This window comes from Mesorhizobium sp. L-8-10, assembly GCF_016756635.1.
Lineage (GTDB): Bacteria > Pseudomonadota > Alphaproteobacteria > Rhizobiales > Rhizobiaceae.
In genome coordinates this window covers 3509745-3533793 of sequence record NZ_AP023263.1, presented here as the reverse complement: position 1 = coordinate 3533793, position 24049 = coordinate 3509745, and the positions used below count along the sequence as shown (strand labels likewise).

At 64.7% G+C, this 24049-nt stretch carries 19 protein-coding genes and 1 pseudogene; 7 read left to right on the top strand and 13 right to left on the bottom strand.

Features of this window, described 5'->3' with window-relative positions; all coding sequences use genetic code 11:
- Position 1: 1 nt before the first annotated feature.
- Both JN280_RS16365 and JN280_RS16360 read right to left on the bottom strand, forming a co-directional pair.
- Positions 2–1243 (bottom strand): CaiB/BaiF CoA transferase family protein, encoded by a 1242-nt coding sequence (locus JN280_RS16365; RefSeq protein WP_202313571.1) that lies wholly within the window; start codon positions 1241–1243, stop codon positions 2–4.
- A gap of 91 nt (positions 1244–1334) precedes the next feature.
- Positions 1335–2249 carry a hydroxymethylglutaryl-CoA lyase gene (locus JN280_RS16360; RefSeq protein WP_202313569.1) on the bottom strand — a complete coding sequence of 305 codons (915 nt, stop codon included), beginning with the start codon at positions 2247–2249 and terminating at the stop codon, positions 1335–1337.
- Between the two features lie 187 nt (positions 2250–2436).
- Here JN280_RS16360 and JN280_RS16355 point away from each other — a divergent pair, with 187 nt between their 5' ends.
- Together JN280_RS16355 and JN280_RS16350 are read left to right on the top strand one after the other, a co-directional pair.
- A complete protein-coding gene (locus tag JN280_RS16355) occupies positions 2437–4383 on the top strand; it encodes a helix-turn-helix domain-containing protein (RefSeq protein WP_202313567.1) in 1947 nt (648 codons plus the stop codon).
- 125 nt (positions 4384–4508) lie between these two features.
- Entirely contained in the window at positions 4509–5783 is a 1275-nt protein-coding gene (locus JN280_RS16350; RefSeq protein ID WP_202313565.1) for a hydroxymethylglutaryl-CoA reductase, degradative, read from the top strand.
- Positions 5784–5980: 197 nt separating this feature from the next.
- On the opposite strand, the gene JN280_RS16345 is transcribed toward JN280_RS16350, so the two are convergent.
- The 4 genes and pseudogenes from JN280_RS16345 to JN280_RS16330 form a co-directional block, all read right to left on the bottom strand.
- Positions 5981–6721 carry a potassium channel family protein gene (locus tag JN280_RS16345; protein WP_202313563.1) on the bottom strand — a complete coding sequence of 247 codons (741 nt, stop codon included), beginning with the start codon at positions 6719–6721 and terminating at the stop codon, positions 5981–5983.
- A 102-nt stretch (positions 6722–6823) separates the two neighbouring features.
- A pseudogene (locus tag JN280_RS16340) lies at positions 6824–7935 on the bottom strand (IS630 family transposase).
- A gap of 56 nt (positions 7936–7991) precedes the next feature.
- The gene (locus tag JN280_RS16335; RefSeq protein ID WP_202311656.1) at positions 7992–9104 is read right to left on the bottom strand and encodes an IS630 family transposase; all 1113 of its coding nucleotides are present in this window, start codon (positions 9102–9104) and stop codon (positions 7992–7994) included.
- A gap of 321 nt (positions 9105–9425) precedes the next feature.
- The gene (locus JN280_RS16330) at positions 9426–9875 is read right to left on the bottom strand and encodes a GatB/YqeY domain-containing protein (RefSeq protein WP_202313561.1); all 450 of its coding nucleotides are present in this window, start codon (positions 9873–9875) and stop codon (positions 9426–9428) included.
- Positions 9876–10161: 286 nt separating this feature from the next.
- Here JN280_RS16330 and carA point away from each other — a divergent pair, with 286 nt between their 5' ends.
- Positions 10162–11364 (top strand): glutamine-hydrolyzing carbamoyl-phosphate synthase small subunit, encoded by a 1203-nt coding sequence (gene carA, locus JN280_RS16325; RefSeq protein ID WP_202313559.1) that lies wholly within the window; start codon positions 10162–10164, stop codon positions 11362–11364.
- An 81-nt stretch (positions 11365–11445) separates the two neighbouring features.
- Here carA and ypfJ read toward each other — a convergent pair whose 3' ends face one another.
- Positions 11446–12366, bottom strand: a complete 921-nt coding sequence (gene ypfJ / locus JN280_RS16320; protein ID WP_202313557.1) for a KPN_02809 family neutral zinc metallopeptidase — start codon at positions 12364–12366, stop codon at positions 11446–11448.
- A 3-nt stretch (positions 12367–12369) separates the two neighbouring features.
- Here ypfJ and JN280_RS16315 point away from each other — a divergent pair, with 3 nt between their 5' ends.
- On the top strand, positions 12370–12597 hold the full coding sequence (locus tag JN280_RS16315) for a hypothetical protein (protein ID WP_202313556.1): 228 nt from the start codon (positions 12370–12372) through the stop codon (positions 12595–12597).
- A 302-nt stretch (positions 12598–12899) separates the two neighbouring features.
- On the opposite strand, the gene JN280_RS16305 is transcribed toward JN280_RS16315, so the two are convergent.
- Positions 12900–14111 (bottom strand): MFS transporter, encoded by a 1212-nt coding sequence (locus JN280_RS16305; RefSeq protein ID WP_202313555.1) that lies wholly within the window; start codon positions 14109–14111, stop codon positions 12900–12902.
- A 112-nt stretch (positions 14112–14223) separates the two neighbouring features.
- Here JN280_RS16305 and JN280_RS16300 point away from each other — a divergent pair, with 112 nt between their 5' ends.
- On the top strand, positions 14224–15048 hold the full coding sequence (locus JN280_RS16300; protein WP_202313554.1) for an AraC family transcriptional regulator: 825 nt from the start codon (positions 14224–14226) through the stop codon (positions 15046–15048).
- A gap of 10 nt (positions 15049–15058) precedes the next feature.
- Here JN280_RS16300 and JN280_RS16295 read toward each other — a convergent pair whose 3' ends face one another.
- Together JN280_RS16295 and JN280_RS16290 are read right to left on the bottom strand one after the other, a co-directional pair.
- On the bottom strand, positions 15059–16147 hold the full coding sequence (locus JN280_RS16295; protein WP_202313553.1) for an AbrB family transcriptional regulator: 1089 nt from the start codon (positions 16145–16147) through the stop codon (positions 15059–15061).
- 85 nt (positions 16148–16232) lie between these two features.
- The gene (locus JN280_RS16290) at positions 16233–17012 is read right to left on the bottom strand and encodes an SDR family NAD(P)-dependent oxidoreductase (RefSeq protein WP_202313552.1); all 780 of its coding nucleotides are present in this window, start codon (positions 17010–17012) and stop codon (positions 16233–16235) included.
- A 218-nt stretch (positions 17013–17230) separates the two neighbouring features.
- Between JN280_RS16290 and JN280_RS16285 the strand changes: the two genes are divergently transcribed.
- Both JN280_RS16285 and JN280_RS16280 read left to right on the top strand, forming a co-directional pair.
- Positions 17231–18349 carry a multicopper oxidase domain-containing protein gene (locus JN280_RS16285; RefSeq protein ID WP_202313551.1) on the top strand — a complete coding sequence of 373 codons (1119 nt, stop codon included), beginning with the start codon at positions 17231–17233 and terminating at the stop codon, positions 18347–18349.
- Positions 18346–19542: a ZIP family metal transporter gene (locus tag JN280_RS16280; RefSeq protein WP_202313550.1), complete on the top strand. Its 1197-nt coding sequence runs from the start codon at positions 18346–18348 to the stop codon at positions 19540–19542. Before JN280_RS16285 ends, JN280_RS16280 begins: the two co-directional genes overlap by 4 nt.
- Before the next feature lie 10 nt (positions 19543–19552).
- On the opposite strand, the gene JN280_RS16275 is transcribed toward JN280_RS16280, so the two are convergent.
- The 3 genes from JN280_RS16275 to JN280_RS16265 form a co-directional block, all read right to left on the bottom strand.
- Positions 19553–21742: an anthranilate synthase gene (locus JN280_RS16275; protein WP_202313549.1), complete on the bottom strand. Its 2190-nt coding sequence runs from the start codon at positions 21740–21742 to the stop codon at positions 19553–19555.
- Between the two features lie 410 nt (positions 21743–22152).
- Positions 22153–23529, bottom strand: coding sequence for an FAD-containing oxidoreductase (locus tag JN280_RS16270; RefSeq protein WP_202313548.1), 1377 nt, complete (start codon positions 23527–23529; stop codon positions 22153–22155).
- Entirely contained in the window at positions 23526–23990 is a 465-nt protein-coding gene (locus JN280_RS16265) for a DUF4126 domain-containing protein (protein ID WP_202313546.1), read from the bottom strand. Before JN280_RS16265 ends, JN280_RS16270 begins: the two co-directional genes overlap by 4 nt.
- Positions 23991–24049 lie beyond the last annotated feature (59 nt).

Sequence of the window (24049 nt, the reverse complement as noted above, 5' to 3'; positions counted from 1 at the left end):
GTCAGATCACTCCGTCCTCGGCGAGCTTGCCCACCTCTTCAGGCGTCAGCCCGACCAGGCGCGAATAGACGAAAGTGTTGTGCTCCCCGGGGCCGGGCGCCTTGGCGCAGGCATTGCCGGGAGTTCCCGAAAGCTTGATCGGCAGGCCGAACATGCGCACAAGCTTGCCGGCGACAGGGACCTTCACGATCATGTCGCGCGCCGTGATGTGGGGATCCTCCACCACCTCGGCGATCGTCTTGATCGCGCTGAGCGGGATGCGGTCGCCCGCCAGTTCCTCCAACTCGGCCTTGCTGTACTTGCTGAACCAGCCTTCCAGCAGCGGCTTGACCCGCCGCTCGGCGACCTCCCGGTCGAAACGCTTCTCCATCGTGTCGATTTCGGGATCGTCGGCGAATTCGGGAGCGCCGAAGAGTTCGCAGGTGATCCGCCAGAACTTGTCGGTATAGCCCCCGAAGAAGACGTAGCCGTCCTTGCAGGGGAACTGCCCGTAGGGGCGTACGAATGGATGGTCGTTGCCGAGCGGCGAGGCCACGTCGCCCTCGGTCGTGTAGCGCACGACCGCATTCTCGGTCAGCGTCAGCACGGAATCCTGCTGCGAAACGTCGACGACCTGGCCTTCGCCGCCACGCTCGGCCTCGCGCAGGGCCGCCAGCGTGCCGATCGCGGCGTAGAGCGAGGCAGCGAGGTCGCCGATGATGGTGCCGACGCGCACCGGAGGACGGTCGGCATAACCGTTCATCGACCACAGGCCGCCCGCCGCCTGGCCGGTGTTGTCGAAGGCCGGACGTGAGGCGTTCGGACCCGTGCGGCCGAAGCCGCTGATCGCCGTGTAGATCAGGCGCGGGTTCTCTTTCTTGAGCACCTCGTAGCCGAGACCCAGGCGGTCCATGGTCCCCGGCCTGAAATTCTCGACCAGCACGTCGGCCCTGCGCACGAGCTTGCGCAGCAGCGCCTTGCCTTCCGCCGACTTCATGTTGAGGGTGATGCCGAGCTTGTTCCGGTTGTACTGCGCGAAGAACGCGCTGAACTCCCTGTCGTCGCCCGACACGAATGGCGGAAAGGTGCGCGCGTAGTCGGGATCGTCGGGATGCTCGACCTTGATGACGGTTGCACCAAGGTCGGCCAGCAGCATGGAGCAGAATGGGCCAGCCACGACCCGCGTTATGTCGAGCACGGTGACGCCCTTCAGGGGACCGGATCCGGTGACCCCGGCTCCGGCGGCTGCAAATTCTTCCGACATTTCTTCCTCCCTGGGGCTGGATTGTTTGCGATGGCGGTGGCGCCAGCAATGTCGCCTTGCCACACCGACTGATCGCATTCGCGTGGATTCGTCACATAGCCGGCTTGAAACCGCGGCTCGCTACCACGGCCTGCGATACTTTCGAGCCGGTGGGCCGGCCGAGTTCGGCGGCGATGAAGAGGCCCGCTTCGATCGCGAGTTCCAGGTCCACGCCGGTCCTCACGCCAATGCCGTCGAGCATGAAGACGAGGTCCTCGGTCGAGACGTTCCCGGATGCGCCGGGCGCGTAGGGGCAGCCGCCCAGCCCAGCAGCCGCGCTATCCACCACGCACACACCTTCCTCGATGCAGGCAAGGATGTTGGCCAGCGCCTGGCCGCGCGTGTCATGGAAATGGACGGCCAAGGCATTCACGCCGATCTCCCGCGACACTGCGCGGACGACATCACGCGCCTGCCGCGGCGTGCCGATGCCGATGGTGTCGCCCAGCGAGATTTCGTAGCAGCCGAGTTCCGCAAGTTTCTTGGAGACCGAGACGACCGCTTCGGTTTCGACATGGCCTTCATAGGGGCAGCCGAGGACGCAGGACACATAGCCGCGGACCGCGACAGCGTTCGCCCTGGCGACCTCCACCACGGGGCGGAAGCGCTCGACGCTCTCCGCGATCGAACAGTTGATATTCTTCCGGGAAAACGTTTCCGACGCGGAAGCGAAGATGGCGATCTCGTCGACCCCCGCGCCCAGGGCGGCTTCCATGCCCTGCAGATTGGGAACCAGGACCGGATAGCGGATGCCGCCGCCGCGCGGCAGGGCGGCGAGAACCTGCGCGGTGTCGGCCATTTGCGGAATGCGCTTCGGCGAGACGAAGCTGCCCGCCTCGATCGTCTTGATCCCGGCTGCGGCCAGGCGCTTGATGAAATCGACCTTCACGACCGCAGACACGGCAACCCTCTCGTTCTGCAGGCCGTCGCGCGGTCCGACCTCCACGATGCGAACGATGTCAGGCATGTCTCGACTCCGATTGGTTCGAGTGCACATTAGGTCGCGCGCATGCTTAAACCTAATATGCATCCAGCACACAGATTGAAGCATTTGATGTAGGAAATAGACATTCCGAAGAGCCGGAGAGTGGTATAGGTCAGCTATGGAGCCCGCGCGTCATCGAAGAATGACGGGCTGCGAGTGGGAGGAGCGAATGCCCAGCCGCGTCGTTGCGGTGCCGGTCGGCCCGCCATCGGAGGAGAGCTTCGAACCGGCATATTGTTACCAGCGCCTGCTGCAGCTTCTCGACGACAACGCGCCATTGTCGAGCTTCGAGCAGCTCGCGGCCGAAGCACGTGCGGCCGGCGACCTGCCGGAAATGATGAAAGTGGCTTTTGCCACGGCGATGCGACTGCGCGACAACGCCGACCACAAGCACAAGCGCGAAGTCGAGCTTTCCGCGCTCTACGAGACCGCGCGGGACCTTTCTGCCCTGCGCGACACGGATCAGGTCCTCCAGGCGATCGTCCAGCGCGCCAAGCAGCTCGTCGGCAGCGACATCGCCTATCTGTCGGCGGCCGACGAAGAGCGCGGCGATTTCTATGTGCGGGCCACCGAGGGCGTCGTCTCCCAGGATTTCGCGAGGATCCGCGTGCCCCGGAATATCGGGGTGTGCGGCAGCGTCGCCAGGACGCGGCGCCCCTTCTATTCGAGCAACTATTCGGCGGACCGCAACTTCGACCACGACGTCAGCATCGACCGGGCCACCAGCGGCGAGGGAATCGTCTCGATCCTCGGCATTCCGCTCGAACTCGAGGCGCAGGTCATCGGCGTACTCTTCGTCGGCGATCGCTACGTCCGCTCCTATACGCCGCAAGAGATGGCCGTCCTCTCCTCGCTCGGTACCTTCGCGGCGCTGGCGATCGAGAATGCGCGCCTCCTGGAGGAGGCGCAAAGGGCGTTGCGCATGGCGAAGGAAGCCAACGCCGCGCTGAAGGCCAAGGCCGACGATATCGAGGAAGCCGCGATCGCACATGAGCAGCTGACCGAACTGATCGCGCGCGGCGGCACGCTGGAAGACATCGCAAAACGTGTCTCCAACCTGCTGAAAGGCAAGGCAGGCGTGATCGACGAGACCCGGGGGCTGCTCGCAGGGACCATTCCGGATCACCTCGCCGACGAGCAGGTCGCGAGGGCGGTGCGCGAAAGCGACCGGCTCGGCCGCTCGGTGCAGTTGGCCGGGCCAGCCGACGACGGCATGACCGTGGTCGCGGCTGCGATGGGCGGCTCGGCCCGCCTTGGCGCGCTCGTCTTCACGCGCAGTCGTCCCCTGTCGGCATCAGAAACGCGCACGCTCGAACGCAGCGCCATCGTCACCGGCATCGTGCTCCTTTCGCTGGAGAGAATCGCGCAGACGGCTTCGCGCGACGTCGCGGAGATCGTCTCCGCGCTGCTTCGCGGCATCGCCGATCCGTTCGCGCCCGAGGCTGCCCGACGGCTGCCTCCGGGCATCTCCCTGACCTGGCCTGTCACCACGATCCTCGTCGAACTGAACAAGGTCACGGCCGCACAGGCTTCGTCTGCCTTGCGCTCGGCCCTGGCCGGCCGCGATTCGATATCCGCGGAATTCAATGGCGACCTTGCGGTCATCACCAACGCTTCCAATCCCGAGCAGTTGGCCAGGCGGATGTCCGAGCGGCTGGAGGAGACCTTCGGGCAGAAGCTCAGCATCGTGATATCGAGCCCGATCGCCGCAATCGACAAGTTCCAGGCCGAGTACGAGGCTCTGCGCCGAAGCCTGGCCCTGCTGCACGGCCTCAAGCAACAGGGACGGGTCGCGTTCGAAAAGAGCTTGTCGATTTATGCGCTCCTGTTTCAGAACAAGGGAGAGGACGCGATCGCCTCGTTCCTGCGCATGTCGATCGGGCCCCTCGTGGAGCACGACGAAAAGCGCAAAAGCCAGCTCGCCGTCACACTGCTTGCCTATCTGGATACCGGACGCAGCGTGCAGAAAGCCGCCGAGACGCTGGGCATTCACGTCAACACGATGCGTCAGCGCCTCGACACGATCTCGCAGATCAACCCGGACTGGGCCGATCCTTCCAGAACATTGGAAGTCCATATTGCGCTGCGCCTTCACAACCTTGGACAGGCTACCTAGTTTCGCGCGCTGCCCCCTGTGATGAAGTCACAAGGAAGCGTGGCCCGAATGTGAGCCCTGCACATTGTTCTCGAAGCGCAGACCCACTTAGGTCTTCATGAAATGCACCGTGGGAGACTCGTTTCATGTCCGTCAACAGCCGCATTCCGGGGTTCTACAAGCTTTCGCCGCCGGAGCGCTTCAAGGCCGTCGTCGAGCGCACCGGCTTGCCCGAAAGCGAACTCGCAAGTCTCGTTGCAGCGGACGGGAAAATGCTTGATATCGCCGACCGTATGATCGAGAACGTCGTCGGGACCTTGTCGGTACCACTCGGCGTCGCGGCCAATTTCACCGTCAACGGGCGCGATTACCTGATCCCGATGGCAACGGAAGAACCATCGGTGATTGCGGCGGCAAGCAATATGGCGTCCGTCGCTCGGATCCATGGGGGGTTCCGGACATCAAGCGATCAGCCGATCATGATCTCGCAGATTCAGGTGGTCGGCGCGAAGGATCCTCACGCCGCCCGTCTCAGGCTCTACGAGCGGCGGCAGGATCTGATCGATCTCGCCAACGAGCAGGATCCGCTGCTGGTGAAGCTCGGGGGCGGTGCGAAGGACATCGAGGTGCGCATCGTCGAAGCCGCCGGCAAGACCTATGTGGTTTTGCACCTGATCGTCGATGTTCGCGACGCCATGGGGGCAAACGCGGTGAACACCATGGCGGAGGCGCTGGCTCCACTCGTGTCCGAGATCGCCAACGCTCGTGTCCGATTGCGCATCCTCTCCAACAAGGCAGATTTGCGGCTCGCCCGGGTGCGGGCGACATACGACTGCCAGGCCCTTGGCGGTCCGGACGTCGTCGACGGCATCATCGATGCCTATGCTTTTGCCGCCGCCGACCCCTACCGCGCTGCGACCCACAACAAGGGGATCATGAACGGCATCACCGCAGTCGTGCTCGCGACCGGTAACGATACCCGCGCCGTGGAAGCAGGCGCACATTCACACGCGGCTGCGGGAGGTCGTTACACATCCCTCTCGCACTACGAGAAGGATCATGCCGGCAATCTCGTCGGCACGTTGGAACTGCCGATGGCGGTAGGACTCGTCGGGGGTGCCACCAGGACGCATCCGGTGGCCCAGGCCGCCGTCAAGCTCCTTGGCGTCAAGGGCGCCCAGGAGCTTGCCGAGATCATCGTTGCCGTCGGGCTTGCTCAGAACACCGGGGCGCTTCGCGCCCTGGCCGCCGAAGGAATACAGAAGGGCCACATGTCGCTTCACGCCCGCAATATCGCCGTCGCAGCCGGGGCTGAAGGTTCCGAAATCGACACCATAGTGTCGCGTCTCAGGGTCGAAGGACATGTCAGGCTCGACAAGGCACAAGCGATACTTGGAGAGCTAAGACAATCCGGCCGTTGATCTACCGAGATCCCTGACACGCGTGCTGGTTACCGGGACGAAGACCGTAAGCCAGGTCGCCGCGCGACTGTTTCTGTCGCGACATTCCGGACCTCCTGTCGTATCGCGGGAGGATGAAGTTGCGCCAATCGCACGCAGACTCGGGGGACTGATCGCGCCGCCCACTGGCGTGGCCAGTGGGTTCCTGTGCGCCGGCGTCAGTCGCCCGGATCCGGAATCTTCATCGGATGGCCGCAGGCCTTGCAATAGACCGCGTCCGGGTCATGGCGCTGCAGTGCGCATTGGGGACAGGGAAAGAACACCTTCTCCGGTCGGAATATTGACTGCGCCAGCCTGACAAACAGGGAAATCCCGACAATCATCGTTACGATTGCCGTGAGCTTTCCGGCAATGCCAGGTAGAACGATGTCGCCGAAGCCTGTGGTTGTGACGGTCGCCACCGTGAAGTAGAGCGCGTCGACATACTCCGCTACCCCGGCGCCGGTGCGGAAAAAGAATGTGTAGACAAAGCCTGTGGCGATGAACAGGAACGTCAGCAGATTGACCATCGCATGAATCGGCGCGCGCCAATTGGCGATCCCCCATGATTCCAGCGGCTGCCACAAGAAGCCGCTGCGCGACAGCGACCAGAGCCTGAGAATGCGCAGAAAGCCCAAGTTTGCGAACGTCGTCGGCAAGAGAAGTGTCGTGAGGATGAATATATCGACCCATACGGTGGGCTGTCGCAGGCGCCTGGGAATGTCGCTTGAGGCGAAGATCCTGGCCGAAATGTCCAAAGCCAGCAGCGCAGCGACGGAATAGTCGATCCAGAGGAAGGCTGAGAGTTTCTGCAGGACAGGCGTCGCTATGAAGAACGCAATGATTGCCAGATCGACGAGCACCACCGCCGCCTGGAAAGCACGCGCCCCGGGGCTGTGCCCAAAGTAGAGGATCCTCATTCGGTCGCGAAACGCAGACGGCTTGCTGGGTTCGATATGTTCCTGTCGCGTCACGATGTCACCATCCTCGCCGCATGCCGGTCCGCCTCAACCGCATCGACGCTAGTGTTCCGACTCTAACGCTTGGTTCCTGGTCTTGGCGGCGTCAAGAGCAGCGCGGGCGCGGTGGACTTTGGCGAGGATGACATCGGCGCTCTTGGTCCACACGAAGGGCTTCGGTCGGCGTTGTGCGCGTCGAGATAGTCGCAGATAGCGGTCTCGAGCTGGGCGACGCTCGTGAAGACGCCGCGCCGGATGCGCTTCCTCGTGATCTCGGCGAAGAAGCGCTCCACCTGGTTGAGCCAGGACGACGACGTGGGGATGAAGTGCAGCTTGAAGCGCGGATGCTTGGCGAGCCAGTCCTTCACCGCCTGGGTCTTGTGGGTGGAGTAGTTGTCGACGATCAGGTGCACGTCCAAGGACTTCGGTGTGTTGCGGTCGATGGTTCTGAGGAAACGGATGAACTCCTTGGCCCGATGCTTGGGCTGGCATTCTCCGATCACCGCGCCAGTCTTCACGTCGAGCGCGGCGAACAGCGTGGTCGTGCCGTGGCGCTTGTAGTCGTGGGTCATCGTGCCGGCGCGGCCTTTCTTCATCGGCAGGCCGGGCTGGGTGCGGTCGAGCGCCTGGATCTGGCTCTTCTCGTCCACGCAGAACACCAGCGCCTTGTCCGGCGGGTTGAGATAGAGGCCGACGACGTCGGTCACCTTTTCGGCGAACTTCGGATCATTCGACAGCTTGAACGTGGTCACCAGGTGCGGCTTCAAGCCCGCCTCCGCCCAGATGCGCTGCACGCTCCTGTGGCTGATGCCGACCGTCCTGGCCATCGTCCGCGCGCTCCAGTGCGTGCCGCCGCCCGGCGGCCGCTCCTGCGCCGTCTTGGTCAGCACGGCGAGCTTCACCTCCACCGAGAGCGGCTTCTTGCGCGCCGGCCGCGTCTTGTCGCGCAACAGCCCGTCGACGCCGGCCTCGATGTAACGCTCTTGCCAGCGCCACACGGCGGGCTTCGACTTCCCCGTGCGCCGCATGATCGCCATCGTGCCGAGCCCGTCCGCCGTCGCCAGCACGATCTCGGCCCGCCAGGCCGCCTTGCGCGACGTGTTGCGATTCGCCACAAGCCGCTCGAGCCGAGCCCGGTCCGCCGGGCTCACGTAAATGCAGATGTCGTTCCTCATGGCCGCACACTGACTGATTTGCGGCCCGAAGGGAATCATTTGTTAGCGCCTGAACACTAGTGTTCCGACTCTAACGCTTGGTTCCTGGTCTTGGCGGCGTCAAGAGCAGCGCGGGCGCGGTGGACTTTGGCGAGGATGACATCGGCGCTCTTGGTCCACACGAAGGGCTTCGGGTCGGCGTTGTGCGCGTCGAGATAGTCGCAGATAGCGGTCTCGAGCTGGGCGACGCTCGTGAAGACGCCGCGCCGGATGCGCTTCCTCGTGATCTCGGCGAAGAAGCGCTCCACCTGGTTGAGCCAGGACGACGACGTGGGGATGAAGTGCAGCTTGAAGCGCGGATGCTTGGCGAGCCAGTCCTTCACCGCCTGGGTCTTGTGGGTGGAGTAGTTGTCGACGATCAGGTGCACGTCCAAGGACTTCGGTGTGTTGCGGTCGATGGTTCTGAGGAAACGGATGAACTCCTTGGCCCGATGCTTGGGCTGGCATTCTCCGATCACCGCGCCAGTCTTCACGTCGAGCGCGGCGAACAGCGTGGTCGTGCCGTGGCGCTTGTAGTCGTGGGTCATCGTGCCGGCGCGGCCTTTCTTCATCGGCAGGCCGGGCTGGGTGCGGTCGAGCGCCTGGATCTGGCTCTTCTCGTCCACGCAGAACACCAGCGCCTTGTCCGGCGGGTTGAGATAGAGGCCGACGACGTCGGTCACCTTTTCGGCGAACTTCGGATCATTCGACAGCTTGAACGTGGTCACCAGGTGCGGCTTCAAGCCCGCCTCCGCCCAGATGCGCTGCACGCTCCTGTGGCTGATGCCGACCGTCCTGGCCATCGTCCGCGCGCTCCAGTGCGTGCCGCCGCCCGGCGGCCGCTCCTGCGCCGTCTTGGTCAGCACGGCGAGCTTCACCTCCACCGAGAGCGGCTTCTTGCGCGCCGGCCGCGTCTTGTCGCGCAACAGCCCGTCGACGCCGGCCTCGATGTAACGCTCTTGCCAGCGCCACACGGCGGGCTTCGACTTCCCCGTGCGCCGCATGATCGCCATCGTGCCGAGCCCGTCCGCCGTCGCCAGCACGATCTCGGCCCGCCAGGCCGCCTTGCGCGACGTGTTGCGATTCGCCACAAGCCGCTCGAGCCGAGCCCGGTCCGCCGGGCTCACGTAAATGCAGATGTCGTTCCTCATGGCCGCACACTGACTGATTTGCGGCCCGAAGGGAATCATTTGTTAGCGCCTGAACACTAGCGCCGATTTCAACCGGCCTATCTTACAGCCATGTTCCAGAGACAGGGTTTCTTTGTGCTGGCCGCTCACAAGCGGCAGTCTCGCCGATGGACGCTCCCTCCAATGTCAAACTGCTGCTGCCTGCCCGGCAAGGCCCGGGGTCCCGCTGATGCCAGACAAGCAAGGACGCCGGCTTGGCGCCGCGAGTCGGACTTGTCAGGCGGTTTGCTATGCCCCTCCCGAATGAGGAATATGGGCATAGCTACGATCGCCCGAGGACGTTTACTGGAGCAGGCCTTTCACGACGCCGCTGGCCCTGGAGAAATCCATCTGCCCGGCATATTTCTCCTTGAGCGCGTTCATGCAGCGGCCCATGTCGCGCAGACCTTCCGCGCCGACTTCGGCGATGACCTGCTGGCACGCCTGCTTCACCTCGGCATCCCCGAGTTGCTTGGGCATGAAGTCGCGGATGATCGCGATCTCGCCCCGCTCCTCGGCCGCGAGTTCGGCCCTGCCACCGTCCTCGAAGGCCTTGGCAGACTCCTCCCTCTGCTTCACCATCTTGGACAGGATCTGCATGATCTCTTCGTCCGTGACGGGGTCCTTCCCGGCGCCGCGATGGAGGATGTCGCGGTCCTGGATGGCCGCCCGGATCAGGCGTAGCGTCGATATCCGCCGCTTGTCCTGCGTCTTCAATGCGTCTTTGAGCGCCGCGTCGATGGTCTCGCGCATGGCATTTCTCCTTTGGCAGGTGCAGACAATAACGTTCGGACGGGCATGACGCAAACCTTGGAACGACGCATAAATTCCTGTTTTCAATAGGAAAAACAATTCGTCGCGCCGGCCTGCCCGGTCATTGACCGGATACGCCCGTTCGCCTATTGTCCGCGCCTTGCATGGACTGATCGAGTTGTGCACGGGGGTTTGCGGGAATCGCCGAGCCCCGTGCGTTTCGCTGCGCGATATGGCCCCGAACCGGCCCATTTTCAAGCCGCAGCCTTTATGACGGAGTATGACGATGGCCGCGATGACCGCCCCCTGGGCTCCTGAGGTGCCGACCGCGCTTCTGGTGCTTGCCGATGGAACGGTCGTCGAAGGGCGAGGCCTGGGCGCAACCGGCAGCGCGGTCGCCGAGGTCTGTTTCAACACAGCCCTCACCGGATACCAGGAGATCCTCACCGACCCATCCTATGCCGGGCAGATCGTCACCTTCACATTCCCGCATATCGGCAATATCGGGACGAATGACGAGGATATAGAGGATCTGAGCCCGGCGGCTCGTGCGGGCGCGGTCGGCGCGATATTCAAGGCCGACGTGACCAGCCCCTCGAACTACCGCGCCGCCGGTGACCTCGACCAATGGCTGAAGCGCCGCGGCATCGTCGCGATCAGCGGCATCGATACGCGCGCCCTCACCGCGCTGATCCGCGAAAAGGGCGCTCCGAACGCCGTCATCGCCCATGCGCCGGACGGCAAGTTCGATATCGAGGGCCTGAAGGAGCAGGCGAAAGCGTGGTCCGGCCTGGTCGGCCTCGATCTCGCCAGGGAGGTCACATCAGGCCAATCGTCGGTCTGGACCGAGAGTCCCTGGGTCTGGGATGAAGGTTACGGCACCCAGCAGGAGCCGTCGACGCATGTCGTCGCGGTGGACTACGGGGTGAAGCGCAACATCCTGCGCCTGCTCGCCGGCCTCGGCGCCAAGGTCACGATCGTCCCGGCCAACACCGGCGCCGACGAGATCCTCGCGATGAAGCCCGATGGCGTCTTCCTGTCGAACGGCCCCGGCGATCCGGCCGCCACCGGCGAATATGCCGTGCCGGTGATCCAGGACCTTCTCAAGACCGACATCCCCGTCTTCGGCATCTGTCTCGGCCACCAGATGCTGGCGCTGGCTGTGGGCGGCAAGACCGAGAAGATGCATCAGGGCCATCACGGCGCCAACCATCCGGTCAAGGACCACACGACCGGCAAGGTCGAGATCGTGTCGATGAACCATGGTTTCGCGGTCGATTCCAAATCGCTGCCCGAGAACGTGGAGGAAACCCACGTGTCGCTGTTCGACGGATCGAATTGCGGCATCGCACTGAAGGGGCGGCCCGTCTTTTCGGTCCAGCACCATCCGGAGGCCTCGCCCGGCCCGCAGGATTCGCACTATCTCTTCCGCCGCTTCATGAATCTCATCCGCGAGCGCAAGGGCAAGCCCGCTCTCGCGGAGCGCTGAACACGACCATCCTGTCAAAGAAGAAGGGGCAGCTTCCGCGGAGGAGGCTGCCCCTTTCTTCTTCGAAAAATGCCGTGGCGGTCAGATGTCGTTGTTGAACGTGTCGCAATCCGAGAGCTTGCCGCTCTTCAGGCCGCGAGCGAACCAGGTCTGACGCTGCTGCGACGTACCGTGGTTGAAGCTCTCCGGCACGACATAGCCCTGCATTCTCTTCTGCAGCGTGTCGTCCCCGATCTGCTTCGCGGCGTTCAGCGCCTCTTCGATATCACCCTGTTCGAGAAGGCCCTTCTGCGCAGTATAGTGTCCCCAGACGCCGGCGAAGCAGTCGGCCTGGAGTTCGACCCGCATCGACATCTGGTTGGCCTCGACCTCGCTCATGCGCTGCCGCATCTGGTTGAACTTCGGCAGCACGCCGATGAGGTTCTGGACATGATGGCCGACCTCATGCGCGATCACATAGGCCTCCGCGAAATCGCCCGATGCGCCGAACTGCCGGGAGAGTTGGTCGAAGAAAGAGGTGTCGAGATAGACCTTGCGATCGCCGGGGCAATAGAACGGACCCGATGCCGCCGACGCGTAGCCGCACGCCGACGCGATCGAGCCGGAGAAAAGCACCAGCTTGGGCTCCTCATACGTCGCGCCTTCGGCCTTGAAGATACCGTTCCAGACGTCCTCGGTTTCGGCGAGCACCGTCGAAACGAACTGCGTCATCTCGTCGGAAGCCGGCTGGCCGCTGTCCTGCGCGATCTGGCCTCCGCCGCCGGGAACGCCGCCATCTTCAGTCAGAATCTGACGAGGGTCGATGCCGCATTGATACAAAACGAAAATCACCACGGCGAAGACGATGATCGCCGACAGCCCGCCGCCGCCAGCTCGCCCACCGACCGGAATCCGGAACTGGCCCGGACCGCCGCGACCCCGGCCGAACCCGCCCGGCCTGCCGCCGCCCCGGCCGCGGGCATCTTCGATATTGTCACTCTGACGGCGACCTCTCCAGAGCATTGCGTGCTTCTCCCGATGCCAATCCGCCCGACCATCCAGCGCATCGACCTGAAAGTCGAAATCGATCTTCAGAAAGCACGGTGCGCCGATCAAAGATCTGGGGCGAGTGATACTGACAATTATCTGAACGGCTGGCCCAAGTCACAAGGTTTTTGCCGGAAGGCGTGGCACCCGATCGATCCCGGCGAACGTTCCAACGAGGTGGCTGCGGAGCTCAAAGCCGTCCGTTGAGCGCCGGGCATCCTCCGCCCGGCCCCCGGAATTCGGCTGTCAGCCCTTCTGCTTCGGTCTGCCATCTTTGGGGTCGGCACTGCGCGCACGCTCCTCGACGCGCTTTGGCCCTTTTGCAAGCGGGCTACCCTAGGCCGTCTCGATCTTGCGTTCCTCGGCAGCCACACTCTTCTTCAGGCCGCGAGCCGATTCGCGGCCCTTGTCGCCTTGTCCGATAACCATCTTGTCTCTCCCAGAGCCCGCGGGTGGCGCGGGCTTTGGTCAACGCATCGGAAAGCCTGGCGTTCCGGGACCAGGTGACTTCAGCGATACGCGTGGGCATCCTTCATGTTCGGCAGGAAGATCGTGAGCAGGCCGATCAGCGGCAGGAACGAGCAGATCTTGTAGACGAACTCGATGCCCCTGACGTCGGCCACGATGCCGAGCAGGGCCGCGCCCAGCCCGCCCATGCCGAAGGCGAAGCCGAAGAAGATGCCCGCCACCATGCCCACCCGGCCCGGCACCAGTTCTTGGGCGAAGACGACGATCGCAGGGAAGGCGGAGGCCAGGATCAGACCGATGATCGCCGACAACATGCCCGTCCAGAACAGGTCGACGTAAGGCAGCGCCAGGGTGAAGGGCAGCACGCCCAGGATCGAGAACCAGATCACGGTCTTGGCGCCGAAGCGATCACCGATCGGCCCGCCGAGGATGGTACCGACGGCGGCCGCACCCAGCAGGATGAACAGCAAGATCTGCGACTGCTGGACCGTAACGCCGAATTTCTCGATGACATAGAAGGTATAATAGCTGGACAGGCTCGCCATGTAGACATTCTTCGAAAAAGTCAGCAGCGCGAGAACGGCCAGCGCGACGACGACCTTCGGCTTCGCGAAGGGCAAGGCCTTGCTGACCGCCGGCCGCGAGGCCGAGGCGACACGATAGCGGGCGTACCAGCCGCTCACCTGCCACAGGACGACCATGCCCAGCAGCGCCACCAGCGAGAACCAGGACACGCTCGCCTGGCCGCGCGGCACCACGATGAAGGCTGCGAGCAACGGTCCGATCGCCGTGCCCACATTGCCGCCCACCTGGAACAGCGACTGCGCCAGACCATAGCGGCCGCCCGACGCCAATCTGGCGACACGCGAGGATTCCGGGTGGAACACGGCCGAGCCCAAGCCGACGAGCCCCGCACCCGCGAGCAGCAGCAGATAATTGCCGGCGAAGGCGAGCAGCACCAGCCCGACCAGCGTCGACCCCATGCCGACCGGCAGCGAATAGGGCATCGGCCGCTTGTCGGTATAGATGCCGATGACGGGCTGCAGCAGCGATGCCGTGCCCTGGAAGGTTAGCGTGAGAACGCCGATCTGCCAGAAGTCCAGCCCGTAGCCGTCCTTGAGCATGGGATAGAGCGCGGCCAGCAGCGACTGCATCAGATCGTTGAGGAAATGGCAGAAGCTTACCGCCAGGATGATGGCGTAGACCGTGTTGTCCTTGTGGACGCGGATCGATGCGGCGGTGGTGTCGGTCAAGGCGGTCTCCGGGAAGCTCGGCCACGATTGGGCCGGCGCCTCCTATACGCCGCTTGATGTCGACCTGCCTTCGTGGTTTGGTCCAACAGCTTCGCGAGTGGGCCAAACTCCCATGCAAAAGACCGATTTCAGGAACGTATCGGATCCGGAACTGGGTCTGCTCCATGCCCAACGGCTCGCCTGGCTGGAGAAGGTCGAGGGCGCCGTCGTGGCTCTCCCTGGCGAGTATCCTGATGGATATCGCGTGCCGGAGCACCGCCACAGCCGTGCCCAGCTTCTGCATGCGCGCACCGGCGTGGTGAAGATCACCACCGCGGAGGGCCGCTGGATGGTGCCGCCCGACCACGCGATGTGGATCCCGTCAGGCATCGACCATTCGGTGGAGATGCTGGGGGCGGTGGACATGCACTCGGTCTATGTGATCCCCGGCGCCATCGCCGGTCTGCCGGACCGGCTGCGTGTCGTCGGCCTGACCGACCTCGCCGCGAGCCTGATCCTCGAGGCTATGGCATTGCCGCAGGAGGCGCGCCAGTCCGGCCGTGCCGCCCTGGTCATGGGCCTGCTACTCCATGAGATCCCCAATTTGCCGCAGCGCCCCCTCGGTCTCCCCTTCCCTGCCGAACCGCGGCTCGCCGCGCTCTGCCGCCGCTTCATCGAGCACCCGTCGCCGCATGCCACGATCGACGGGTGGGCTGCTTCCATCGGCGTGAGCCGGCGCAGCTTCACCCGCCTGTTCCTGCGCGAGACCGGTTTGAGCCTCTCGACCTGGCGGCAGCAGGCCTGCCTATTTGCCGCACTGCCCCGACTCGCCGAGGGCGAGCCCGTGACCAGCGTGGCGATCGACCTCGGCTATGACAGCGTGCCCGCCTTCACGACCATGTTCCGAAGGATGCTCGGCAAGGCGCCGCGCGACTATTTCAAAGGCGCAAGGCAGTAGGCGATCGACTTCACCCGCCGATCCGCCGCGCCACCAGCCTCGATATGGGCGGCCCGAAGATCAGCACGAACAGGAAGCGCACCATCTGCAGCGCCATGATGAAGGAGATGTTCACGGTATCGGACGCCGCCGCGATGATGGCGACCGAATCCATACCGCCCGGGCTGGTCGCCAGATAGGCGGTCAGCGGGTCGATATCGAGCAGCAGCACGAGCAGCCACGCCAACCCGCCGCAAAAGACCATCAGCGCCAGGATCGACAGCACGATCTGCCGCAGGGCACGGGTCGCGTGGCGCAATATGGCGCGATTGAAATTGAGCCCGATCGACCAGCCGACCAGCGCGTAGCTGATCGCCAGTAGCCATTCCGGCAGTTGCATCGTGATGCCGGCGCCGAGGTGCACCGTCGCACCAAGCATCATGGTGCCCAGGAAATAAGGAGAAGGAAGCCTGAGCAGATAGCCGAGACTGCCGCCCGCCACTGCCACCAGGATCGTCGCGGCGAATGCCGGACCGTCGATATCAGGAAACCAGATAAGAGCCGGCGCCTCGACATCTGACGTGTCGACGAACATGCGCGCGATCAGGGCGGCCGCCACCGAGACGAAGATCACCCTCAGATACTGCATGAAGGCGACGAGGCGCGCGTCGGCGCCGAAAGCATCCGCCATAAGCACCATGGCGGTGGCGGCACCCGGCGCCGATCCCCAGACGGCGGTCGTGCCCGGCAGGACCTTCCAGCGGCTGATCAGATAGCCGAGGAAGCTCGACGCGCAGACGGTCGCGATCACCGCAAGGAGGAAGAGGGGCCAGTCGTCGAGGAAGGCCGACAGGATCTCCGGCTCGATCGAAGCGGCGACGAGGCAGCCCACGATCGTCTGGGCGGCGCCGAAGGCGGGCTGCGGCACGCGCATCCGAGCCCCGTTGGTACCGCAGACGATGGCCGCCATCATGGGACCGACCAGCAAGGCTGCCGGCAGGCGCGCCCCTTCGAGCAGGCCGGCGAACAGTACGGACAAGGCGATCAGCAACGCCCACTGCAACGAAGGCCGCAGCCGTGCGAGCGGTTCGGGGACTGGCGGCTGGGTGGGAGAGTGCATCGGGCGTTCCTGCGGAGCCTTCCCGGTTTAGTCGCTCCGCGCCGCATTTTGAACCCTGCCAGCATCGTCGAAGCGTAGGCCACGCCTACGGCATCAACTGGCCGCCGTTCACCTCGATGATCTGTCCCGTGATGTAGCCGCTCATTGCGGCGGAGGAGAGGAACAGATAGGCGCCGACGCAATCTTCGGCGGTGCCGGCCCTGCCCTGCGGGATCGTAGCGACCATCGCCCTCATCTGCTCATCGGAGGAATAGCGTTCGTGGAACGGCGTGGCGATCACGCCGGGCGCGACCGCATTGACGCGGATGCCGTGGCCGACCACCTCCTTGGCAAGCCCGCGGGTGACGTTCGAGACGAAGGCCTTGGCCGAGCCGTAGAGCCCTGCCCCTCCTCCGGCGCCGTTGCGGGCAGCGATCGAGGACGTATTGATGATGAAGCCGCCGTTCCGCTTCAGCCACGGCAAGGCGACACGGCAGGCGGTGATCACCGACCGTGCATTGAGGTTCATCACCGCATCATACTGGGCGTCGGTCATGTCCGCGTACGCCACGCGACCCAGCATGCCGCCGGCATTGTTGACGAGCCCGTCGAGCCGGCCGAAATGCACCGCGCACTCCTCGACCACGCGCTCGACGTCAGCCGAGACCGAAAAGTCGCCTTGGGTGAGAAACACCTCGCCGCCGTCACTGCGGATCGCCCCGGCCAGTTCCTCGGCCGGGGCCTTGCTCGCATTGTAGTGCAGGCCAACGCGGCAGCCCTGACGGGCATAGGCGCGCACCAGGGCCGCGCCGATCCCGGTCGAGGCTCCCGTGACGAGAACGGCCTTTCCCGCGAGATCGGGGATCGCAAGCATTCCTTCCGGCATCTGTCTCTCCCGTGGCCTGACATCGGAAATTACTTCGTAGCGCATCTCTCGCCCGTGCAGAAATGTCCGAGCCCGGCAGGCGACCAGACCGGGAGCGTCATTTTCGGCCGCCTCCCCGTCGACCCGTGGCCGACCGCGATATTCCGCTTGAAAAAGCCGGGCTTCTGAACGATGATGCAAATCGTTTGCATTTGCAGTAGAAGCCCGGGAAGGAAGCTATGACCGATACGACGGCATGGTTGCAGGGTCAGTTGAGCCGTCGCGCCGTCCTGGCCGGCGGGGTTGTCGCGGCGGGCGGCGCGACATTGGGGGCCGCAAGCGGCCAGGCCGACCATTCGCAGCACGCGACCGACGCAGGCACTCCCGCCCCGAACGCCCATTCCGGCGCCCATGGCGCCATGGTCACCGTCGGGGAGGTCGACAGTGCGGGCAACGGCTTTGATCCGACTGATATGCTCACCGACTGGGATACCGGCACGGTCTCGACACTGCCCGATGGCCGCAGGCTGCGAAGCTGGGAGATCACGGCGGAGGACAAGGAGATCGAGATCGCGCCCGGCGTGATGTTTCCCGCCTGGACCTATAACGGCCGCGTTCCGGGTCCCGCCTTCCGCGCGACCGAAGGTGACCGGCTGCGCTTCACCTTCAGGAACTACGGCTCGCACCCGCATTCCATGCATTTCCACGGCATCCATGCAGCGCGCATGGACGGCGTCCCCGGTGCCGGGCTGATCGGCCCCGGGGAAGAGTTCGTGTACGAATTCGACGCTCGCCCCTTCGGCTGTCATCTCTATCACTGCCACGCGCTGCCGCTGAAGCGGCACCTGCACAAGGGCATGTACGGCGCCTTTGTGGTCGACCCCGATCCGGCCCTTCACGCCGAACACGCCGATATCGCCCGCTCGCGCCTGCTGGGCAGCCCGGAGAACCGCGAGTGGCAGGAACTGGTGATGGTGATGAATGCCTTCGACACGAATTTCGACGGCGAGAACGAATTCTATGCGGCAAACACCATCGCGCACTGCTTCATGAAGGCGCCGATCAGGATTGCGCGAAGCAGGCCGGTCCGCATCTATCTCGTCAACGTCGTCGAGTTCGACCCGATAAACTCCTTTCATCTCCACGGAAACTTCTTCGACTATTTCGATCAGGGCACGACATTGACGCCGACGCTGAGGACGGTCGACCTGATAACGCAATGCCAGGCGCAGCGCGGCATCCTCGAATTCACCTACCGGGATCACGAACCGGGCCTCTATATGTTCCACCCGCACCAGTCGGAGTTCACCGAGCTCGGCTGGGTCGGCATGTTCGACGTGACGGAGGACATGGCATGAGCGGGGCTTCGCAGGCCGGCGACCAGTCGGGTGCAGTGCGGCCCGCCCGCGGGGCGCTCTTATGGGCGGTTCTGCCGCTCGCCGTGCTTGCTTCAGCGATCGTCTGGCTGGTGACGGCCAATCCGCTGGCAATCTCGCGCGACGGTTTGCCGCCCGTCGAGAAACTGACCTTCGAGCGCGTCGTGCTCGACGCCGGCGGCCTTCGCCTTCTGGTCCGCGCCGGCGGCTCGGAGCCGATGACCATCGCCCAGGTCCAGGTCGACGACGCCTATTGGCAGTTCGAACAGGAACCACCGGGACCGATCGCGCGCGGCACTACCGCCTGGGTCAAATTGCCGTTCCCCTGGGTGCAGGGCGACGCCCATGTCGTCAAGGTCGTGACGAAAACCGGGACGACCTTCGAACACGAGATTCCTGTAGCGGTGGCCACGCCGACCGCTGACGGCACAAGCCTTGTCTCGCAAGCACTGCTCGGCGCCTTCGTCGGCATCCTGCCGGTCGCGATCGGCCTGATGTTCTATCCGGCTTTGCGCGGGGTCGGTCGCGACGGGATGAATTTTCTTCTCGCATTGACCGTCGGTCTGCTCGCCTTTCTGTTCGTCGATGCCTTCGAGGATGCGCTGGAGCTTGCCGGCGAGGCAGCGGCGATCTTCCAGGGCCCGACCATGGTCGTGCTCGCCGCGACCGGCAGTTTCCTCCTGCTCATGGCGATCGGCCGCAGGCACGGCGCGCCCACGGGGATGGCGCTCGCCACCTACATCGCCATCGGTATCGGGCTCCACAATTTCGGCGAAGGGCTGGCGATCGGCGCTGCCTTCGCCGCGGGCATGGCCGGCCTCGGGACGTTCCTGGTACTTGGCTTCACCCTGCACAACATCACCGAGGGCATAGGCATCGCCGTACCGCTCCTGAAGAAGCGCCCACCCCTTACGGCCTTCGCTGCCCTGACGATGATCGCCGGCGGTCCGGCGGTCCTCGGCGTGTGGATGGGCAGCCTTGCCTTTGCGCCGCAATGGTCCGCCCTTGCGCTGGCCATCGGTACCGGCGCGATCCTCCAGGTCATCGTCGAAGTGACGGCGCTGCTGCGCCGCGGCAGCGACACGGCGGGCATCCTGGTCTCGCCCGCCGTGCTGGCCGGCCTCACGGCCGGCGTCGGCTTCATGTATCTCACGGCGATGCTGGTGAAGATCTGAGGCCCGTCGGTTAAGCCGCCTTCTCCCTGGCCTTCCGAGGCAGATGCGCGACCACGTTCTCGATCATCCGCATGCCGGCGTTCTGGCCGAGCGTCATGATCGATTCGGGATGGAACTGCACCGCCGCGACCGGATCCTTGCGATGCTCGAAGGCCATGATGACGCCGTCTTCCGTCTCCGCCGTCACCAGAAATTCGTCAGGCAGCCGCACGGGATCGGCAAAGATCGAGTGATAGCGCCCGACCGTCACCTCCTTCGGCAGACCCGAGAAGATCACGCCCGGCTTGGACACGCGGATCCGCGACGGCTTGCCGTGCATGGGGATATGGAGCTGCCTGAGCTCGCCGCCATAGGCCTCTGCCAGCGCCTGCAGGCCGAGGCAGACGCCGAAGATCGGCAGCTCGCGGTCGCGCGCCTTCTTGATCGTGGCGGCGCAATCGAAATCCTTGGGCGTGCCCGGCCCGGGCGAAAGCACCACGAGGTCGGGCCGCAGCCTGTCGAACAGTTCCTCGGCAACCGGCGTGCGCACGGTCGACACCGTCGCGCCCGTCTGCCGGAAATAGTTCGCCAACGTGTGCACGAAGGAATCCTCGTGATCGACGAGCAGGATGTTGACCCCTTCGCCGACGCGGGCCGTCGAGCGTTCGGCGCCGGCAGAATTGCCGGCGCGGGCATCGCGGATGGCGGAAAGCATGGCTGATGCCTTCAGTTCGGTCTCTGCCTCTTCTTCTTGCGGATCGGAATCAAAGAGCAGCGTCGCACCGGCGCGCACCTCCGCGATGCCGTCCTTGATGCGTATGGTCCTGAGCGTCAATCCGGTGTTGAGGTCGCCGTTGAAATGGACCATGCCGATGGCTCCGCCATACCAGGCGCGGGGGCTCTTCTCGTTCTGCTCTATGAAGCGCATGGCCCACAGTTTGGGCGCCCCGGTCACAGTGACGGCCCAGGCATGCGACAGGAAAGCGTCGAACGCGTCCATGCCTTCGCGCAGCCGGCCCTCTATGTGGTCGACCGTGTGGATGAGGCGCGAATACATCTCGATCTGGCGTCGGCCGATGACGCGCACCGTGCCCGGCTCGCAGACCCTCGACTTGTCGTTGCGGTCGACATCCGAGCACATCGTCAGCTCGGACTCGTCCTTCTTGGAGTTCAGGAGCTTGAGGATCTGCTCCGAATCCGAGATCGCATCGTCGCCGCGCTTGATCGTGCCGGAGATCGGACAGGTCTCGACACGGCGCCCATTGACCCGCACGAACATCTCAGGCGACGCGCCGATAAGATATTCGCCTTCGCCGAGATTGATGAAGAAGGAATAGGGCGACGGGTTGATCGCCTTCAGGCGGCGCGAGATCTCCGAGGGCGGCGTCTCGCAGCGCTCGTAGAACATCTGCCCCGGCACCACTTCGAACAGGTCGCCGCGGCGGAAACTCTCCTTCGCCCGCTCGACCAGCTTCGCATATTCGCCGGGCTCATGGTCGCCGCGCGGCGGGATGCGGTCCGACGCCCGGAACGGCTCCTCGCTGCGTTCGCGCGGCAGGCCCTCGGTCGAGAAGCCCTGCCCGGCATAGTCGTACCGGTCGGTCCAGGCCTTGGCTGAGTAGTGGTCGACGACCAGGATCTCGTCGGGGAGGAACAGGACCAGGTCGCGCTGGCTTTCCTTGCGCTCGAGCACGCGCTCGACCGGATCGAACTGGAATGCGAGATCGTAGCCGAAGGCGCCGTAGAGGCCGAGATTGTTGTCGTTCTCTGTGTGGAAAAGCCCGGTGACAGCTCGCAGCACGGTGAAGACCGAGGGCACGCGGCTGCGCTCCTCCTCGGTGAAGACCCGCCCCGGCTCGGCGAGCTCGGGCCGCAGCAGGCGCGCCGAACTCTCCTCGATGGTCACCTCGGCGAGCGGCTTCAGCGCAGCGACGATCGGCGCCAGCAGGGCCTCGCCGCGCGCGTTGAGCGCCTCGAGCCGCATCGACCGGCCTTTGGCGGATATGGCGAGCGGCGGATCGATGATGGCCGTGTCCCAACGCGTATAGCGGCCCGGAAACTCATAGTTGGAGGAGAAGACCGCCCCGCGCCGGCTGTTCAGCCCGTCGAGATAAGCCTCGATCGCGCCGTGGTAAGGCACCTCGTGACGCTGCCTCGTGATCTCTATGCCTCCCGACGTCACGAAACGTTCGGCGCCGTCTTCCAGGATTTCGACCGTCATTCCCGTCTCCCTGTCTCGCCGCGGGCGGTCCGGAGGCATCGTGCAAAACAAAAAGGCCGCCCGGACTTCTCCTGCGGCCATCTGCAACTTTCGCGCACGCGCGTTCGAGGGGCCGCTGTCAGCTGGCCCGCCACCACTTGTTGATGTTCGAAAGCGCGATCATGGCTGGAATGCATAGCGACGAATGAGCGGCCACGCAACTGGATTCGCAGCACCAGCCCCGAGGGGCGACAATACCGGAACTCGCCTGGCATGACCGGCGGGTTGCCCTTGGATGCCCCGCCTTGCCGCAGCCTCCGTTCCTGCGCGGGCAGGTCGCAGGCCGGCCTTCAGGCTCCGACCAAAGTGCCGCCTGATGGCACTGCGCGCCGGGCAGCGGCATGAGCCTGCCGTTTTGCCGCCAGGCTCGCCTATTGCAGCGGCTTCAGTTCCCCGGCGATGGTCGGCAGCAGCTCCGCGACATTCGGATGGATATGGACCGCCCGCCGCAAGGTCTCATAGGGCGCCTTGGCGTACATCAGGTCGAGCACGCAATGCACCGCTTCGTCGCCGCCCGGTCCGAGCACGGTACAGCCGAGGATCTCCTGGCTGTCTGCATCGACGACGATCCGCATGAAGCCCTGCGTCTCGCCCTTCTCCACGGCCCGGCCGACGCGGGTCATGGGCCTCTCCCCGACCAGCACCCGCCGGCCTGATTTGCGTGCCTCGGCCACCGTCATCCCGGCCCGGCCAAGCGGCGGGTCGACGTAAAGCGCATAGGCGGTGATGCGGTCGCTCACCTTGCGCGCATCGCCGTCGAGCAGGTTGGCGGACACGATCTCGAAATCATTGTAGGAGGTGTGGGTGAAGGCGCCCTTGCCGTTGCAGTCGCCCATTGCCCAGATGCCCGGCACATTGGTCCGCAACTGGTCGTCGACCAGGACAAATCCCCTGCCGTCGGTCTTCACGCCCGCCTTGTCGAGGCCGAGGTCGTCCGTATTGGGCTGCCGGCCGAGTGCCAGCAACACATGCGACCCCGCAACCGGCGCCACGCCCTGCCGGAACGAGACGGCCGTCCCGTCATCCCTTCTTTCGAAGCCTATCCCATCAGCACCGACGTGGACGGCGATCCCCTCCTTCTCCAATACGCCCTTGATCGCCTCGGAGACATCTTCATCCTCACGGGTAACCAGCCGCGGTCCTTTCTCGATCACCGTCACGGCGCTGCCGAAACGGCGGAACATCTGCGCGAACTCCAGCGCGACATAGCTGCCGCCGACCACGACCAGATGGCGCGGCAGGACGTCCAGATCCATCATCGATGAGTTGGTCAGATAGTCGATCCCGCCCACTCCCGGCAGGTCCGGCACCGACGCGCGCCCGCCGACATTGAGGAAGATCTTGTCGGCCGACAGCAATTCGTCGCCGACGCGGACCTCCCGGTCGCTCTCGAAACGGGCATGCCCCCGGTAAAGGGTACAGTTCGCCATGCCCGCGATCCAGCCTTCGAGACCCGTGCGCGCGTCGTTCGATACCTTGTCCTTGCGTGCCTTGACGGCCTTCATGTCGATACCGACGCCGCCCGCCAGCACCACCCCGTAATCCGAGGCGCGTCGAGCGAGATGAGCGGCATAAGCGCTCGCCACCATCGCCTTGGTCGGCATGCAGCCCGTATTGACGCAGGTGCCCCCGACCAGCTTGCGCTCGATCAGCGCGACGCGCATGCCAGCATCGTTCAGCCGGCCGGCGAGCGAAGGGCCAGCCTGACCGGCGCCGATGATGATGGCGTCATAGGACCAGGCGGTCATGACACGGCTCCGACGATCACGATCGCCGCGGCGATCGCCACCACGTCCTCGATGAGCGCTGCCGGCAGGTCCTTGCCGAAGGCGGCGGCGAGCCGGTTCCTCACCTCCGCGCCACCATAGGTGCCCATCACCGCGCCAACGACGCCGGCGATCAGAGCACCGATGGTCAGTCCGGCAGCGGCGCCGATCACCGCGCCGCTCAGCGCACCGGTGACGATGCGCGCGCCGAACTGCTGCGGCACCTTTCGGCTCGGCGTCGACGGCAGTTGGTCGGTGATCAGTTCGGCAATGGCCGCGATGGAAAGGATGGCCACGGCGATCCAATGGCTCATGAAGGCGGCCCAGGTTCCAGCCACTGGCAGCCACCCGAGATAGGCGCCCCAGCTCACCGCGGCGGGTGCGGTCATGGCCCGGAGACCGGCGACAATACCTATGAGAAGTGCAATCAGATAAAGCGACATGTCCGTCCCCTCGGGCACCGCGATGCGCGGGCCTCCGGAAAGGATCGTCCTTCATCGCG

Bases quoted from the DNA above. Each gene is read 5' to 3' on its own strand.
- JN280_RS16285 (WP_202313551.1), top strand. From the start codon at position 17,231: ATGACCGATACGACGGCATGGTTGCAGGGTCAGTTGAGCCGTCGCGCC.
- carA (WP_202313559.1), top strand. From the start codon at position 10,162: ATGGCCGCGATGACCGCCCCCTGGGCTCCTGAGGTGCCGACCGCGCTT.
- JN280_RS16300 (WP_202313554.1), top strand. From the start codon at position 14,224: ATGCAAAAGACCGATTTCAGGAACGTATCGGATCCGGAACTGGGTCTG.
- JN280_RS16360 (WP_202313569.1), bottom strand. From the start codon at position 2,249: ATGCCTGACATCGTTCGCATCGTGGAGGTCGGACCGCGCGACGGCCTG.
- JN280_RS16330 (WP_202313561.1), bottom strand. From the start codon at position 9,875: ATGCGCGAGACCATCGACGCGGCGCTCAAAGACGCATTGAAGACGCAG.
- JN280_RS16335 (WP_202311656.1), bottom strand. From the start codon at position 9,104: ATGAGGAACGACATCTGCATTTACGTGAGCCCGGCGGACCGGGCTCGG.
- JN280_RS16295 (WP_202313553.1), bottom strand. From the start codon at position 16,147: ATGCACTCTCCCACCCAGCCGCCAGTCCCCGAACCGCTCGCACGGCTG.
- JN280_RS16280 (WP_202313550.1), top strand. From the start codon at position 18,346: ATGAGCGGGGCTTCGCAGGCCGGCGACCAGTCGGGTGCAGTGCGGCCC.
- JN280_RS16365 (WP_202313571.1), bottom strand. From the start codon at position 1,243: ATGTCGGAAGAATTTGCAGCCGCCGGAGCCGGGGTCACCGGATCCGGT.
- JN280_RS16290 (WP_202313552.1), bottom strand. From the start codon at position 17,012: ATGCCGGAAGGAATGCTTGCGATCCCCGATCTCGCGGGAAAGGCCGTT.
- JN280_RS16275 (WP_202313549.1), bottom strand. From the start codon at position 21,742: ATGACGGTCGAAATCCTGGAAGACGGCGCCGAACGTTTCGTGACGTCG.
- JN280_RS16350 (WP_202313565.1), top strand. From the start codon at position 4,509: ATGTCCGTCAACAGCCGCATTCCGGGGTTCTACAAGCTTTCGCCGCCG.
- ypfJ (WP_202313557.1), bottom strand. From the start codon at position 12,366: ATGCTCTGGAGAGGTCGCCGTCAGAGTGACAATATCGAAGATGCCCGC.
- JN280_RS16355 (WP_202313567.1), top strand. From the start codon at position 2,437: ATGCCCAGCCGCGTCGTTGCGGTGCCGGTCGGCCCGCCATCGGAGGAG.
- JN280_RS16345 (WP_202313563.1), bottom strand. From the start codon at position 6,721: ATGAGGATCCTCTACTTTGGGCACAGCCCCGGGGCGCGTGCTTTCCAG.
- JN280_RS16265 (WP_202313546.1), bottom strand. From the start codon at position 23,990: ATGTCGCTTTATCTGATTGCACTTCTCATAGGTATTGTCGCCGGTCTC.
- JN280_RS16270 (WP_202313548.1), bottom strand. From the start codon at position 23,529: ATGACCGCCTGGTCCTATGACGCCATCATCATCGGCGCCGGTCAGGCT.